Source organism: Flavobacterium sp. HSC-32F16 (genome assembly GCF_024171645.1).
In the GTDB taxonomy this organism is placed as follows: Bacteria; Bacteroidota; Bacteroidia; order Flavobacteriales; family Flavobacteriaceae; genus Flavobacterium.
On record NZ_JALKAC010000001.1, the window covers coordinates 412,862 to 426,539 of the forward strand.

A 13,678-nucleotide genomic window follows, 5' to 3' on the forward strand; every position below is an offset into this window, starting at 1 on the left:
AATTTAAAAATACTTAGATTTATCTTTTTCAAAATTAAGTACAAATACTTAATTAACAAAACTTATTTACGTAGAAACCTGTTTTTATGATAAAATTTGAATTATAGGATTGAATGCTTTTGAAGCAACCAGTACTTTTTGGCCTATTGCAAAATCTTTTACTTCATCTGCTGATGCCGTAACTTTTATAATAGTATTTCCAGAAGACACTTGTATTACATAGAGTATATCACTTTTGGTAATGCTGATTATTTCTCCTGTTAATTGAAATTTACTGCTTATTTTCTGTTCGGCAAAAACGGTATCGGGAGTTCCTTCTTTAGTAATTTTTCCTTTGTCAAGAACGACAACTTTATCCGAGAGTTTAAAAATTTCGGCAATAGAATGGCTGATCATCAGAGTGGTTAATTGATATTTTTGATGAATTTTCAAAATATAATCCTGAAGCTTAAATCGCATTTCATCATCTAAAGCAGAAAGAGGCTCATCTAACAAAAGAATTTCAGGTTTGCGTACAATGGCTCTGGCCAAAGCGACACGTTGCTTTTGTCCTCCTGATAATTGATGCGGTTTACTGTTCTGCAGAGATTGTAATTCCATAAGTTCAATTAATTCAGAAACTATTTCAACTGAATCATTTTTAGATAATGCAAATGCTAAATTTTCTTTTACTGTTAGATTAGGAAACAAAGCAAAATCCTGAAATACGAATCCAATAGAACGTTTTTGAATCTCAAGATGGTATTTTTTTTGAGAATCATCCCAGATTTCATTACCCACTTTAATGTATACATTTTCTGCCTGAGTAAGTCCCGCCAATATTCTGAGAAGAGTGGTTTTACCAGCTCCGGAATTTCCATAAATAGATATAAACTGGCCTTTTTCAAAAGTCAGGGAAATATCCAGCGGTAATTCACCGTCAGCAGTCTGAAGCATTTTATAAGCCTTTATTTGTATCATTAATAAAGTGTCGTTTTTTGGTTTTTATTATTGATTAAATGAACTGCCAGTAAAACAGAAAAAGAGAAAACAAATAGAATTCCGGCGTATATATTGGCGTTTTGATAATTCATCGATTCTACTTCTTCATAAATAGCAATCGAAACTACTTTGGTTTCTTCGGGAATACTGCCTCCAACCATTAATACCACACCAAATTCACCTATTGTATGGGCAAAAGTCATGATAATCCCTGTAAGTATTGAGGTTCGAATATTGGGCAGTAAAATTTTGGTTAAGGTGGTAAATCTTGATTTTCCAAGTGTAAAAGAAGCTTCCTGCAATCCAGCGGGCAGATTTTTTAATCCTGATAAAACAGGATTCACCATAAAAGGCAGACTGTATAAAACAGAAGCCACAATTAATCCCTGAAAGGTAAAAACCAGTCTGAGATCGAAATAATCAGATAAAAATTTACCAAAAGCATTTTCAGGACTGAAGCCTATCAGAAGATAAAAGCCCAAAACCGATGGAGGCAAAACCAAAGGTAAGCTGATTAAAGCTTCTATAACCGCTTTGAATTTAAAACGGCTGTAAGCCAGCCAATAACACAACGGAATTGCCGCAACTAATAAAATAATTGTGGTAATCAGCGCCAGTTCTGCCGTAAGCCATAAGGGTTCCAGATTAATCATGAGCAGACAAGCTTATTTCGTTCGTTTTTATTAAAGCCAATACGGTATCATTTTCTTTTAAATCCAGTTGTTCGCAAGCATTCCTTGTAATAATAGATTTAATCGTCTGCTGATTATGCAATAAATTAATCTGGCTGAGGATGATTCCTTTCTGAATAGATTCAATACGGCAGAGCAGTTTATTTTGAATGCTGATATTGGGATTTAAATCTTTAGAAATAATGACTTCGGTTTCTTTAAAAATAATTTTGACCCGATTCTCTATTTTTAAGTAATCCGAAGTTTGGGGTGTATCCAGAACAATTGATGAAAAGATAACGTCATGAGACTTTACTTTTACAAGCGATATTCCTTCATACGATTCAATGTGCGATATGATTCCGTTTACTACATTCATTTATTCAGCTTGTGTATCATATCCATAATATTTTAAAATGGCCGATGCTTTTTTTGAAGATATAAAATTATAAAATTTAAGAGCATCAGCATTTCCCTTCGCATTTTTTAAAATTACACAGCCTTGGTCTAAAGCAGTATGACTTTTCTGCGGAATAATATAATACTTTCCTCCTTCTTTTTTCATATTGGGTGTAACCACAAGGGATAAGGCAGTAATTCCAATATCAGCATTTCCGGTTGTAATAAACTGAGTGGCTTGTGTAATATTTTCGCCAAAAACAAGTTTACTTTTTACCTTATCATATATTTTGTAAAATTTTAAACTTTCAACAGCTTTTTCACCATAAGGAGCTGTCGCTGGATTACCAATCGCTATTTTTCGAATATCGGCACTCAACAAACTGTTTATCTTACTTTTGTTGGGATCTGTTTTTTTACTCCAGATTACTAATTTTCCTGTGGCATACATTTTAATTTTAGAAACGGTTAATTTTTTCTCTTCTAATTTCCTGGGATAATCCATATCGGCCGAAAAAAATAAATCAAAAGGAGCGCTGTTAGAAATCTGTTCAAAAAACTTTCCTGAAGCGCCATACGTTATTTGTGTATTAATACCCGGATTCTGAATTTTAAAAACCGTGTTTACAGAATCTAAAGCAATCTTAAGATTTGCAGCAGCTACAATTGTAATTTTCTGCTGTGCCTTTACAATTTCGGATACAAGCAGGAAAAGTATGCATAGACTACAGAAAATACTTTTTATATTCTTCATTTTTTGTTGTTTTTTATTGCAGCAATTCATACCCATACTTGCAGTATTCATAATAGTAAAAATAGGTATTCTTAGGCAAAGTATAAAAAGATTATTTTAAAGACAGCAGTCTCAGTCGGTTCACTTGTCTTAGTTATCTGTAAAATAAGACGATGATGGTTTTTTATTACTAAAATAATCTTGCGCATTTATTCGTATTCGGGATATATTGCCTAAATTGGTTATATGGAAACAAACAAGGATGTAGTAATAATTGGCGGAGGGCTAGCAGGATTGGCTGCAGCCATACATCTTTCTAAAATGAATTTACACGTAACGCTGATCGAAAAATCCAGTTACCCCAAACATAAAGTTTGCGGTGAATATATCTCGAATGAAATTCTGCCTTACCTAAAATGGCTTGACGCCGATGTTTCGGAACTTAAGCCAGCCCATATCTCAAAATTCGAATTCTCTTCAAACGATGGAAAAACGGCATCGGCAATACTTCCGTTAGGAGGATTTGGAATCAGCAGATATTCTCTTGATGATTTTTTATATCAAAAAGCGCTTTCAAATCATTGTAGAATTATTAAAGATACGGTCATTGATGTTTCTTTCAAAAATGATTTATTTACCATAACAACTTCCTCTCAAATTTTAACGTCTAAAATAGTATTAGGTGCTTTTGGCAAACGTTCTAATTTAGACCAGGTTTTAAATCGAAATTTTATCCATAAAAAGTCGCCGTGGTTAGCCGTAAAGGCACATTATTCTGGTACTACAGCCAATGATCTGGTAGCACTTCACAACTTTAAAGGCGGATATTGCGGTGTTTCTAAAGTTGAAAATAACGTTATAAACATTTGTTACCTGGCTGACTATGCCACTTTTAAACAATATAAAAATATCGAGGATTATCAGCAAAATGTACTTTATAAAAATAAACATCTTAAATCTGTTTTTAAGAACAGTACACTTCTTTTTGATAAACCTTTAACCATAAGCCAGATTTCTTTTGATAAAAAACAAGCGGTAGAAAACCATATTTTGATGATTGGCGATACGGCAGGACTTATTCATCCACTTTGCGGAAACGGAATGGCTATGGCAATTCACAGCGCAAAAATAGCTTCAGAATCAATTTTAGATTATTATTCAAATAAAGAAATGTCCCGGATAATATTAGAAAAAAAGTATAGTAAAGAATGGAAAAAGCATTTTGGAAAAAGATTATTTATGGGCAGAATTCTGGCCCAAATATTAACCCATAAAAACATTACTAATATTCTCGTTGCCATAACAGCTTCATTTCCCGGATTACTGCCTATAATAATTAAACAAACGCATGGCAAACCCATAACCATCAAATGATCAACACAAAATATAGAACACAGGAAACCGAAATTATGGATGATTTTTCTCTTCAGGGAGAAGAATTAAAAGCCGCGCTTGATCAAATTGCCCGTATCAACCAATTACTGGGCGGCAATAATCTTACGCTCCACGGAATAAAGAGATTATTAAAACAATATGATATTTTAAAAACAATTACCATAGCAGATATAGGATGCGGTAATGGAGATATGCTGCGGATGCTGGAGAAATTTGGCAGAAAAAATAATCTCAATTTAAAGCTTATCGGCATAGATGCAAATGATTTTACTATAAGTTATGCCAAAAAATTATCAGCTGAATTTCCAAATATTGAATATAAATGCATGGATATTTTTAGTGAAGATTTTAAATCGTTAAAGTATGATATTGCTTTATGTACTCTTACCCTGCACCATTTTACTAATGATGAAATATTAAATATAATTACTACCTTTAATAAGAATGCCAAAACTGGAATTATTATTAATGACCTGCATCGCAGTAAAACAGCCTATAGGTTATTTGAATTGATTTGTTTTCTTTTTAATCTCAACAAAATGTCGCGTGAAGATGGATTAGTATCTATTTTGAGAGGATTTAAGAAAAACGAACTGGAGGAATTCTCTAAAAAACTAAATTTAAAAAACTATTCCATTAACTGGAAATGGGCTTTTCGCTACCAGTGGATAATTGCAAAACAATGAGTGTAAAAATTATAACTGCCGCCAAACAACTGCCTCAGTATTCGCGCGAAACAGCTGACATACTTCCCATGCTGGAAAGCTGGCTGAACGGACAAGACGAACGCTTTATTAAAAAAGTCAAAAAAATATTTGAAGGCGCTGCTGTAGACAAACGGTATTCTATAATGGATCCTGAAGAAGTTTTTACAGCATCTTCTTTTGAAGAAAAAAACGACATTTATACCCGGGAAGTTATCATTCTGGGAGAACAAGTTCTAAAAAAAGCACTCCAAAAAGCCAATTGGGAACCGCAGACGCTGGATTATATTATTACGGTCAGCTGTACCGGAATTATGATTCCTTCCCTTGATGCTTATCTTATTAATAAAATGAAACTGAGGCAGGACATTGTCAGGCTTCCGGTAACTGAAATGGGTTGTGCTGCCGGAATATCAGGTATTATTTATGCTAAAAATTTTCTAAAAGCCAATCCCGGAAAACGCGCAGCCGTAATAGCCGTAGAATCGCCGACAGCAACTTTTCAGCTTGATGATTTTTCAATGCCTAATATTGTAAGTGCTGCTATTTTTGGTGATGGAGCGGCTTGTTGTTTATTATCTTCATACAAAGACGATTATGGCCCTGAAATACTCGATGAAGAAATGTATCATTTTTATGATGCCGAACACATGATGGGTTTTAAACTGACGAATTCAGGTTTACAAATGGTACTGGATATTGAAGTACCAGATACAATTGCATCTCATTTTGGCGATATTATTCATCCGTTTCTGCAAAAGAACAATTTAGAAATTGAGGATGTAAACCATATGATATTTCATCCCGGAGGAAAAAAAATAATCAATACTGTTGAAGCTCTTTTTTCGGGACTGGGAAAAAATATTGACGATACAAAAGAAGTTTTAAAACAATACGGCAATATGTCGAGTGCAACGGTTTTATATGTTTTGGAGCAAATTATGGACAGAAATCCAAAACAGGGAGAAAAAGGTCTTATGCTTAGTTTTGGTCCTGGATTTTCGGCACAAAGAGTTTTATTGCAATGGTAATTATTAGATAAAATAAAAATGGAATTAACCAATATTACAGCACTTCTGCCCTACAGTAAACCTTTTTTATTTGTAGATGAATTACTTTCTGTTGATGAGAACAGTGCTGTGGGAACTTATACTTTTAGTGAAGATCTGGATTTTTACAAAGGACATTTTAAAGATAATCCTGTAACTCCGGGCGTAATCCTGACCGAAACAATGGCTCAGATTGGTCTGGTATGCCTGGGTATTTATTTATTGGGTGATGCTTTTACTAAAGATACTGTTGTCGCTTTTACATCGGCAGATATGCAGTTTCTAAAACTGGTTTATCCCAATGAAAAAGTTACGGTAACTTCTCAAAAATTATTTTTCAGATTTGGAAAATTAAAATGTGATGCCGTAATGAAAAACGAATCCGGACAGGAAGTCTGCAGAGGCATTTTGGCGGGTATGATTACTAATAAATTATGAGTAAGCGAGTTGTAATAACAGGACTAGGCGTCGCAGCTCCAAACGGAGTTGGCATTACCGAGTTCAGCCATGCCATAAAAAACGGAATATCAGGCATCAGGCATGATTCTCAATTAGAGGATTTACAGTTTTCTTGTCAAATTTCCGGTACACCACAGATATCCGAAGAACTCAAAGCGCAATATTTTACAGAACTTGAACTGCGTGGTTTTAACAGCACCGGAATTTTGTACGGCGTAATTGCAGGAATCGAAGCCTGGAAAAATGCCGGATTACCAGTTGAAGTTAACGATAATCCAGATTGGGACAGCGGTACTATTTTTGGCTCCGGTACATCGGGTATAGACAAATTTCGCGAAAGCATTTATAAAATAGATGAGCTGCAAGTTCGAAGATTAGGCAGCACCGTTGTAGCACAAACCATGAACAGTGGTATCAGCGCGTTTCTGGGAGGCAAATTGGGTCTTGGAAATCAAGTAACCACAAATTCATCTGCCTGCGCAACCGGAACCGAAGCTATAATGATGGCTTACGACCGTATACAATCCGGACAGGCAAAACGCATACTGGCAGGGAGCACGGGCGACAGCGGCCCTTACATTTGGGCGGGATTTGATGCGCTTCGTGTCTGCAGTTCCAAATACAATGATAATCCCGATCAAGGTTCGCGACCAATGAGCGCCACAGCATCAGGGTTTGTACCCGGAAGCGGTGCCGGAGCATTGGTTGTCGAAGATTTAGAAACTGCATTAGAACGCAGTGCGGTTATTTATGCCGAAATACTAGGAGGAAATGTGAACTCTGGCGGACAGCGCGGCAACGGCAGCATGACTGCACCAAATAGTGCCGCTGTACAGCGTTGTATTACAGATGCAATTCAAAATTCGGGGATTTCTGCGGATGATATTGACGCCATAAACGGACATCTTACCGCAACGACAAAAGACAGCCTTGAAATTGAAAACTGGACAAAAGCATTAAATCGAAAAGGAACTGATTTTCCATATATCAATTCTTTAAAAAGCATGACCGGACATTGTTTAAGCGCGGCCGGAAGTGTAGAAAGCGTTGCTGCAGTACTACAGCTTCATGACGATTTTGTGTTTGGAAATACTAATTGTCATGACCTGCATCCTGAAATTACGGCATTGATTGATGCTTCAAAAGTGCCTCTAAAAACAATTGATCATACTATCAATATTATTGCCAAAGCAAGTTTTGGTTTTGGTGATGTAAATGCCTGCATAATCTTTAAAAAATTTCAAAAATAAACCTATGAACAAAGAAGAACTTATTGCTAAATTAAAATTGATCATAAAGCCTTATACGACCAATACAGAAGCGTATGATACTCTTACTGAAGAAACTGATTTTATTAATGATTTAAATATCAATTCAGCTAATCTGGTAGACATTATACTTGATATAGAAGAAACTTTTGATGTTGTGATTGACAATACTGATATGGAACGTATGCTGGATGTTAAAACCGCTGTTGAAATCATAGAAACCAAATTAGCCCAAAAATGATTGGCAATGATGTGATTGATATTTTGCAGTCGCGCCTTGAAAGTAATTGGCAGCGTAAAGGATTTATAGAAAAATTATTTACCATTGAGGAACAATTGCTTATTTCAAAAGCAGTCCGTCCTGAAATTATGGTTTGGATGCTTTGGAGTATGAAAGAAGCGGCGTATAAAATCTATAATCGTAAAACCAAAATAAGGGAATATATTCCTAAAAAACTGGTATGCAGTATAGAATTACAAAACCTCAACTCTATTAAAGGAAATGTTATTTGTTCAGGAAATATTTATCATACAAAAACATTACTTTCTAAAAACAAAATTCATACTGTTGCTGTAAGTGATTTAAAGAATCTAAATAAAGTGATAGAAATTGAAAAAAAATCTATTAATAAAGATGCTAATGGCGCACCATACCATTTCGATAAAATAACTAAAACGGTAATGCCTGTTTCTAAAAGCCATCATGGACGATTTGAAATTTGTGTTGCTTTAAATTCTATATATTTATAATACTACTTATATCCGTTTTATAATAACAATCTGTAATCCGCATACGATCTTCCGTAATTGGCAAACCTCCGGCCGCTCACTTTCTTCTGAAATTTGTATTTCAATAAAATTATAAAAAAATGAAACAGATTAAACTAGGAAGTCAAGGATTAATTATTCCAAAAATAGGTTTGGGATGCATGGGAATGACCGGTTTTGAAGAAGGAAATATGTATGGTTCAGCAGATGAAAAAGAAGCCATACAGACAATCCACCGTTCATTTGAACTTGGAGGTAATTTTCTGGATACAGCAGACTTATATGGTCCTTTAAAAAATGAACAGCTTATCTCTAAAGCTATCGGAAACGAACGCAGCAAATATATAATAGCTACAAAATTTGGCTGGGAAATCGATGACAGCGGAAAAGTAACCTGGGCTATAAATGGAAGCAGAAAATACATCAAAAAAGCCGTTGAACGTTCACTTAAGAATTTAAATACGGATTATATTGACCTTTATTATATGCACCGTCTGGACAAGAACACTCCGATAGAAGAAACTGTCGATGCAATGAGTGAACTTGTTAAAGAAGGAAAAGTCAAATATATAGGACTTTCAGAAGTATCTTCTGAAACTATTAAAAAAGCACACAAAATTCATCCCATAACAGCCGTACAAAGCGAATATTCTTTATTTGAAAGAACTGCAGAAGAAAGAGGCGTAATAAAAACGCTGGAGGAACTAGGGATAGGTTTTGTGGCCTATTCTCCTTTAGGTCGTGGTTTCCTTTCAGGACAAATTCGCTCAATTGATGATCTTCCCGAAAATGATTTCCGCAGGGCAATTCCGCGTTTTCAGGAAAAATATTTCCATAAAAACATTGAATTGGTAAAAGCAGTTGAAAAAATGGCAGAAGAAAAAAATGTAAACTCATCTCAACTCGCCTTGGCGTGGATAATCAGTAAAGGAATTGTTCCTATTCCGGGAACCAAACGCAGAAAATATCTTGAGCAGAATATCGCTTCTGCTGATATAGAATTGACTCAAAACGATCTTCTAAAACTTGAAAGTATCGTACCTTTGGGCACAGATACCGGAGCTCCATATGATGAATTTAGTATGGGGTTACTAGACTAAACTTAATAAAGACGCTTTTATGAATACTATTGCCTCTGTATCTGCTTTTCACCGCCTGCTCTCTCTTGCAGAACCAAAACATCCTATGGTAAGTGTCATCAATTTATCTGAAAGTATTTTTCTGGATGATGAAATCTGGAAGGGATTTGTCAATAAATTTTATTGTGTTGCTTTAAAAAGAGATGTGAAAGGAAAAATCAGATATGGCCAGGGACATTATGACTATGATAAAGGCGTATTAAGTTTTACTGCACCCAATCAGATTCATTATTTGGATTTTCATAATATGGAATGCGGGGCAGGATATTTATTAATATTTCATGAAGATTTTCTTTTAAAACACCCGCTGGCTCAAAGAATATTTGATTTTGGTTTTTTCTCCTATGCTGTAAATGAAGCACTTCATTTATCAGCACAGGAAGAAAAATATCTTATTGAAATCCTGGATCGAATTGACAATGAATGCCAGCATATTGACCATCATACTCAGGATATTATTTTATCTCAGATTGATTTGCTCCTAAACTATTCAAGTCGATTTTATCAAAGACAGTTTATAACCAGAAAGAACAACACTCATGCCCTGCTTACAAAATTTGAAAGGTTTATTAATGATTATTATAATGATGATACTACAGAAAAAAGTCTTTTGAGCGTTGGTTTAATTGCCGAAGCCCTAAATCTTTCTCCTAATTATCTGAGTGATTTCCTAAAAATACATACCGGACGGAATACAAAAGAGCATATTTATGAAAGGTTGATTAATAAAGCGAAAGAAAAACTATCAGCTACTGAATTATCTGTAAGTGAGATTGCCTATAATCTTGGTTTTGAACATCCTCAATCCTTTAGCACGCTTTTCAAAAAAAGAACGCAGATGGCTCCTTTGGAGTTTCGGGAAAAGATCAGGAATAATTAATCCAGCCATTTTTCTGTAAAAAACAAATTATGCCATTCTTTAGAATTTATGACGCTGGTTTTTAATGTGTCTTAAAAAATAAAAAAGCCGTATTAACTCAACGTTTATACGGCTTTTTGCTATTATTACTCTTTTAAGTTTACTTCTTTTTTCTCACCATCCTTATCTATGCTTACACGCTTCTCAATATTGGCTTTATCAATATAAGATTGTCTGGCCGTACCATAATTTGTTGAAGAACCTGTATACCCCCAATAATTATAATAATTAGTATAACCCGATACATAAGAATAGTTATAAGAATTAGAAAAATCAAAGCTGGCCATGACGACATAAGTACCCGGCATTAGATCTACGAACTCAAAATGTCCTTCGTCGTCATATACTTTAGCTTTCTTTATAGAGTAACCAAAATCACTATTCAAAGGAACTTCCGGCATTTTTTTCTGCTTGCGGATTTTTTTGTTTACTTCTACCCACTCCTCATAATACGCTGAGCTTGGAAAAAGCGTAATCTCGGTGCCTTTTGGTGCATATTGTTTTTTAGCAGTATTCACCAAACCTCCTAATTTTTTGCCCGAATCAGATCGTGCATAGGCTGTTCCAATAATAACACTGTTGCCTTTTGAAATTTGATTGACAACTTCTTCTTTATTGAAACTGTTTTTAATAGGCTGATAATCCAGTTCCTCGTTAACTGTAATTTCCCACATACCATTGGCCATAGACATTTCGCGCTGCCAAAGACGACGGTCTTTTTTATCTATAATATAATTGTATATCGCACCGGTATTTTCTTCTAAAACTGAGGCAAGCCATGTGTCATGTTTACCGGTTCTAGGAGAATTGTAGATAAAACTTTTTACCTCTTTGATCGTGTAGTATTCAATCATCATACCTGATTCCTCACTATAGTAGAATTGTGCAAAACGAGCTTTATAACCTACATCTAATGGTAATGCTCCAATTAAATGATCCGTCCAGTTAAAGTCAAAATATTCCTTAGCAGGAATGAGCTTCACCTTTTTATCTTTTTTAGTTTTCTTCGAATAGGAATTACCTGTAATCGTTTCACCAAAGTAAAGATTTAGTTTTGTGTCCTTGGTATTACCTTCGTAACTAATCGCTTTAAGTGTTTGGGCATCTGCTGTACTAAAGCGTGTAGTAGGCTTTCCATTTTCTTTTGGAGTAAAAGTATTGTCCAAAGTTAATTGATTGTTAGCCGCAACAATATCATAGGTCAAGGCTCCCATATTTTTCCATTCAGTACCTTTTACATAATATACGGTATAGAGCGACTTTCCGGGCTTGATATACTTAATGCTGATATCTTTACTGCCGGGTTCAATTGCCTTTTGACAAAATGCGGTAAATGGAAGCAGGATAAATGCTAAAACAAATGCAAAAAATTTCATAGGAGTAATGTTTTTTATCATGTTGAATACTCTGATTTACGGATTAACTATATCTAAATAAGGAAGATTAAAAGTTCCTTCTGTAATTTCTATTGCTGTACCTGAATCCCCATTTCGAACCTTTCCAGAAAATGTACCTTTAATACCGCTTTTACTTATAGATTCAATTTTAACTGTAAAAATATCATCTGCCGTTCGTGTGCTGTAAAGAATAGTTCCGTTTGCCGTTTGAACAGCATATCTTGCTGCCATTCCTTCATCTGCAGGTGTCGAATAAGTTCCTGGTTTAATATCTCCGCCCAATTTCCATATTTCAAAATCTAAAGATGGCGGCGCCAGTTCTCCTATTTTAGGAAAAGGTGTCTCATATCCTCCTATTACAATTTGTTCAAAACGATTATCATTACCGCCCCCTTGAAAGTTTACGGTGTAAAAATCTATTTTTCGGCCATCGAGACTTGCCCTAAAATAATAACCTGATGCTGCTTTATCTGATCCGTTGTCATCACCTGAACAAGCAGAAAATAATAAAGCTAAAACTAATATACAAAAAAGTTGTTTTACAAAAATTACTGCTTTATTTTTCAAAAATGTTGATTTCACTAATAAAAAACCATCTATACTGTTACTTCTCATTGTGTGCTTTTTTTAATTAATAACAAATTTACTGACGCCAGATATACAAAACAATACCTGATTTCATGGTTATTTACTATCAAAATCACTTCATTAAAGAACTCTTTATCAAAATGCCTTACCAAATTCAGAAAAGCTGCTTTATTATTCTAAAATTAAAATTTAATTCCATTCATGAAGGTTCAAAAATTTGATAAATTTGCCGGTTCCCCAAAAAACTCTTAAGCTTAAAATTAGGCGTATAAAACTTTATCCTTAATACCCAAAACCCAAAATAAGTAGATGAATCTAAAAAGACTGGAAATCAAGAAGAATATTCAAAAAGCAGAAGATAAAAATTTGTCCTTTCGTGTTTTTGATTTAGACACCAAACATATTGAACCCTATTCTAATCCACATAAAAAAGATCATTTCTGTATTATAATTGTTGAGACAGGAAAAATTGATCTTCAAATTGAAGAAAAAATGCACCATCTTAAAACAGGAAAAATTTCTATTATTTTTCCAGAACAAATTCATTCCATTTCTAATCCAACGGAAGATTTGACTGGTAAAATTATTTTATTTGAAGAAGTTTTGTTTTGTTCTGATATATTAAAAAATGAATTAAGCGCCTATAATGTAAATCTTTCTTCAAATCTTAATTGTACTGTACTCCCTGCAGAAGAATTTGAGAGAAATAATGCTCTGGTAATGAACATCCGGAATATTTATAACAAACCCAGCCTTATTAAAAAAGAACAAGCACGCTTTTACATCAAAATATTTTTACTTGGACTTATAGAATCTATTCACGGACAGCATCCCGTACTGCATCAAAAAACAAATCAGCATCTCTATATTGATTTCAAAAAACTACTTAATGAACAGTTCAAAAAAGAGCGCACCGTTCAATACTATGCCGCAAATCTAAATGTTACCAGCAAAAAACTCAATGAAACAGCAAAAAAACATTGCGGAGAAACAGCCATCAACGCTATTCATAATCGAATACTTATCGAAATAAAAAGACAGTTATTATTTTCAGATCTCTCTCATAAAGAAATTGCATTCGATCTTGGTTTTAGTTCTCCATCGGCACTTAACAAATTTGTAAGGGCAAAACTCAAAGAAACACCAACGGAACTCCAGAACGAACTGGCACAAATTTATAACGCGTAGTATTGTATTTATAACATCTT

The 13,678-nt window shown here is 34.4% G+C and carries 16 protein-coding genes; 10 read left to right on the forward strand and 6 right to left on the reverse strand.

The window, feature by feature from the left end; genetic code table 11:
• Positions 1-84: 84 nt before the first annotated feature.
• The 4 genes from L1276_RS01905 to modA are packed head-to-tail and all read right to left on the reverse strand — an operon-like array spanning position 85 to position 2,805.
• Positions 85-960: an ABC transporter ATP-binding protein gene (locus tag L1276_RS01905; RefSeq protein ID WP_253784899.1), complete on the reverse strand. Its 876-nt coding sequence runs from the start codon at positions 958-960 to the stop codon at positions 85-87.
• Positions 960-1,634 carry a molybdate ABC transporter permease subunit gene (gene modB, locus L1276_RS01910; RefSeq protein ID WP_253784901.1) on the reverse strand — a complete coding sequence of 225 codons (675 nt, stop codon included), beginning with the start codon at positions 1,632-1,634 and terminating at the stop codon, positions 960-962. The genes L1276_RS01905 and modB overlap by 1 nt, the downstream gene beginning before the upstream one ends.
• A complete protein-coding gene (locus L1276_RS01915; RefSeq protein WP_253784903.1) occupies positions 1,627-2,031 on the reverse strand; it encodes a molybdopterin-binding protein in 405 nt (134 codons plus the stop codon). Before L1276_RS01915 ends, modB begins: the two co-directional genes overlap by 8 nt.
• Positions 2,032-2,805 (reverse strand): molybdate ABC transporter substrate-binding protein, encoded by a 774-nt coding sequence (modA, locus tag L1276_RS01920; protein WP_253784905.1) that lies wholly within the window; start codon positions 2,803-2,805, stop codon positions 2,032-2,034.
• Between the two features lie 225 nt (positions 2,806-3,030).
• On the opposite strand from modA, the gene L1276_RS01925 reads away from it, so the two are divergent.
• The 9 genes from L1276_RS01925 (at position 3,031) to L1276_RS01965 (ending at position 10,446) form a co-directional block, all read left to right on the forward strand.
• Positions 3,031-4,158: an NAD(P)/FAD-dependent oxidoreductase gene (locus tag L1276_RS01925; protein WP_253784907.1), complete on the forward strand. Its 1,128-nt coding sequence runs from the start codon at positions 3,031-3,033 to the stop codon at positions 4,156-4,158.
• Positions 4,155-4,865 carry a methyltransferase domain-containing protein gene (locus L1276_RS01930; RefSeq protein WP_253784909.1) on the forward strand — a complete coding sequence of 237 codons (711 nt, stop codon included), beginning with the start codon at positions 4,155-4,157 and terminating at the stop codon, positions 4,863-4,865. Before L1276_RS01925 ends, L1276_RS01930 begins: the two co-directional genes overlap by 4 nt.
• Positions 4,862-5,914, forward strand: a complete 1,053-nt coding sequence (locus tag L1276_RS01935) for a type III polyketide synthase (protein WP_253784910.1) — start codon at positions 4,862-4,864, stop codon at positions 5,912-5,914. The genes L1276_RS01930 and L1276_RS01935 overlap by 4 nt, the downstream gene beginning before the upstream one ends.
• 18 nt (positions 5,915-5,932) lie before the next feature.
• On the forward strand, positions 5,933-6,370 hold the full coding sequence (locus L1276_RS01940) for a 3-hydroxyacyl-ACP dehydratase FabZ family protein (protein ID WP_253784912.1): 438 nt from the start codon (positions 5,933-5,935) through the stop codon (positions 6,368-6,370).
• Complete coding sequence (locus tag L1276_RS01945) at positions 6,367-7,641, forward strand: beta-ketoacyl synthase (protein WP_253784914.1); 1,275 nt, start codon at positions 6,367-6,369, stop codon at positions 7,639-7,641. The genes L1276_RS01940 and L1276_RS01945 overlap by 4 nt, the downstream gene beginning before the upstream one ends.
• 4 nt (positions 7,642-7,645) lie before the next feature.
• Positions 7,646-7,900, forward strand: a complete 255-nt coding sequence (locus L1276_RS01950; protein ID WP_253784916.1) for an acyl carrier protein — start codon at positions 7,646-7,648, stop codon at positions 7,898-7,900.
• On the forward strand, positions 7,897-8,409 hold the full coding sequence (locus tag L1276_RS01955) for a 4'-phosphopantetheinyl transferase superfamily protein (RefSeq protein WP_253784918.1): 513 nt from the start codon (positions 7,897-7,899) through the stop codon (positions 8,407-8,409). Before L1276_RS01950 ends, L1276_RS01955 begins: the two co-directional genes overlap by 4 nt.
• A 119-nt stretch (positions 8,410-8,528) precedes the next feature.
• Entirely contained in the window at positions 8,529-9,527 is a 999-nt protein-coding gene (locus L1276_RS01960) for an aldo/keto reductase (protein WP_253784920.1), read from the forward strand.
• Between the two features lie 19 nt (positions 9,528-9,546).
• Entirely contained in the window at positions 9,547-10,446 is a 900-nt protein-coding gene (locus L1276_RS01965; protein WP_253784922.1) for an AraC family transcriptional regulator, read from the forward strand.
• Positions 10,447-10,571: 125 nt separating this feature from the next.
• Here L1276_RS01965 and L1276_RS01970 read toward each other — a convergent pair whose 3' ends face one another.
• Together L1276_RS01970 and L1276_RS01975 are read right to left on the reverse strand one after the other, a co-directional pair.
• Complete coding sequence (locus tag L1276_RS01970) at positions 10,572-11,861, reverse strand: hypothetical protein (RefSeq protein ID WP_253784924.1); 1,290 nt, start codon at positions 11,859-11,861, stop codon at positions 10,572-10,574.
• A 36-nt stretch (positions 11,862-11,897) separates the two neighbouring features.
• Positions 11,898-12,497 (reverse strand): hypothetical protein, encoded by a 600-nt coding sequence (locus L1276_RS01975; RefSeq protein WP_253784926.1) that lies wholly within the window; start codon positions 12,495-12,497, stop codon positions 11,898-11,900.
• Between the two features lie 282 nt (positions 12,498-12,779).
• Here L1276_RS01975 and L1276_RS01980 point away from each other — a divergent pair, with 282 nt between their 5' ends.
• Positions 12,780-13,658, forward strand: a complete 879-nt coding sequence (locus L1276_RS01980) for a helix-turn-helix transcriptional regulator (protein ID WP_253784928.1) — start codon at positions 12,780-12,782, stop codon at positions 13,656-13,658.
• Positions 13,659-13,678 lie beyond the last annotated feature (20 nt).

Excerpts from the sequence above, each read along its gene's own strand:
- L1276_RS01970 (WP_253784924.1), bottom strand. The coding sequence starts at position 11,861 with ATGAAATTTTTTGCATTTGTTTTAGCATTTATCCTGCTTCCATTTACC.
- L1276_RS01975 (WP_253784926.1), bottom strand. The coding sequence starts at position 12,497 with ATGAGAAGTAACAGTATAGATGGTTTTTTATTAGTGAAATCAACATTT.
- L1276_RS01950 (WP_253784916.1), top strand. The coding sequence starts at position 7,646 with ATGAACAAAGAAGAACTTATTGCTAAATTAAAATTGATCATAAAGCCT.
- L1276_RS01945 (WP_253784914.1), top strand. The coding sequence starts at position 6,367 with ATGAGTAAGCGAGTTGTAATAACAGGACTAGGCGTCGCAGCTCCAAAC.
- L1276_RS01965 (WP_253784922.1), top strand. The coding sequence starts at position 9,547 with ATGAATACTATTGCCTCTGTATCTGCTTTTCACCGCCTGCTCTCTCTT.
- L1276_RS01955 (WP_253784918.1), top strand. The coding sequence starts at position 7,897 with ATGATTGGCAATGATGTGATTGATATTTTGCAGTCGCGCCTTGAAAGT.
- modB (WP_253784901.1), bottom strand. The coding sequence starts at position 1,634 with ATGATTAATCTGGAACCCTTATGGCTTACGGCAGAACTGGCGCTGATT.
- L1276_RS01930 (WP_253784909.1), top strand. The coding sequence starts at position 4,155 with ATGATCAACACAAAATATAGAACACAGGAAACCGAAATTATGGATGAT.
- L1276_RS01940 (WP_253784912.1), top strand. The coding sequence starts at position 5,933 with ATGGAATTAACCAATATTACAGCACTTCTGCCCTACAGTAAACCTTTT.
- L1276_RS01935 (WP_253784910.1), top strand. The coding sequence starts at position 4,862 with ATGAGTGTAAAAATTATAACTGCCGCCAAACAACTGCCTCAGTATTCG.
- L1276_RS01925 (WP_253784907.1), top strand. The coding sequence starts at position 3,031 with ATGGAAACAAACAAGGATGTAGTAATAATTGGCGGAGGGCTAGCAGGA.
- L1276_RS01905 (WP_253784899.1), bottom strand. The coding sequence starts at position 960 with ATGATACAAATAAAGGCTTATAAAATGCTTCAGACTGCTGACGGTGAA.
- modA (WP_253784905.1), bottom strand. The coding sequence starts at position 2,805 with ATGAAGAATATAAAAAGTATTTTCTGTAGTCTATGCATACTTTTCCTG.
- L1276_RS01915 (WP_253784903.1), bottom strand. The coding sequence starts at position 2,031 with ATGAATGTAGTAAACGGAATCATATCGCACATTGAATCGTATGAAGGA.
- L1276_RS01980 (WP_253784928.1), top strand. The coding sequence starts at position 12,780 with ATGAATCTAAAAAGACTGGAAATCAAGAAGAATATTCAAAAAGCAGAA.
- L1276_RS01960 (WP_253784920.1), top strand. The coding sequence starts at position 8,529 with ATGAAACAGATTAAACTAGGAAGTCAAGGATTAATTATTCCAAAAATA.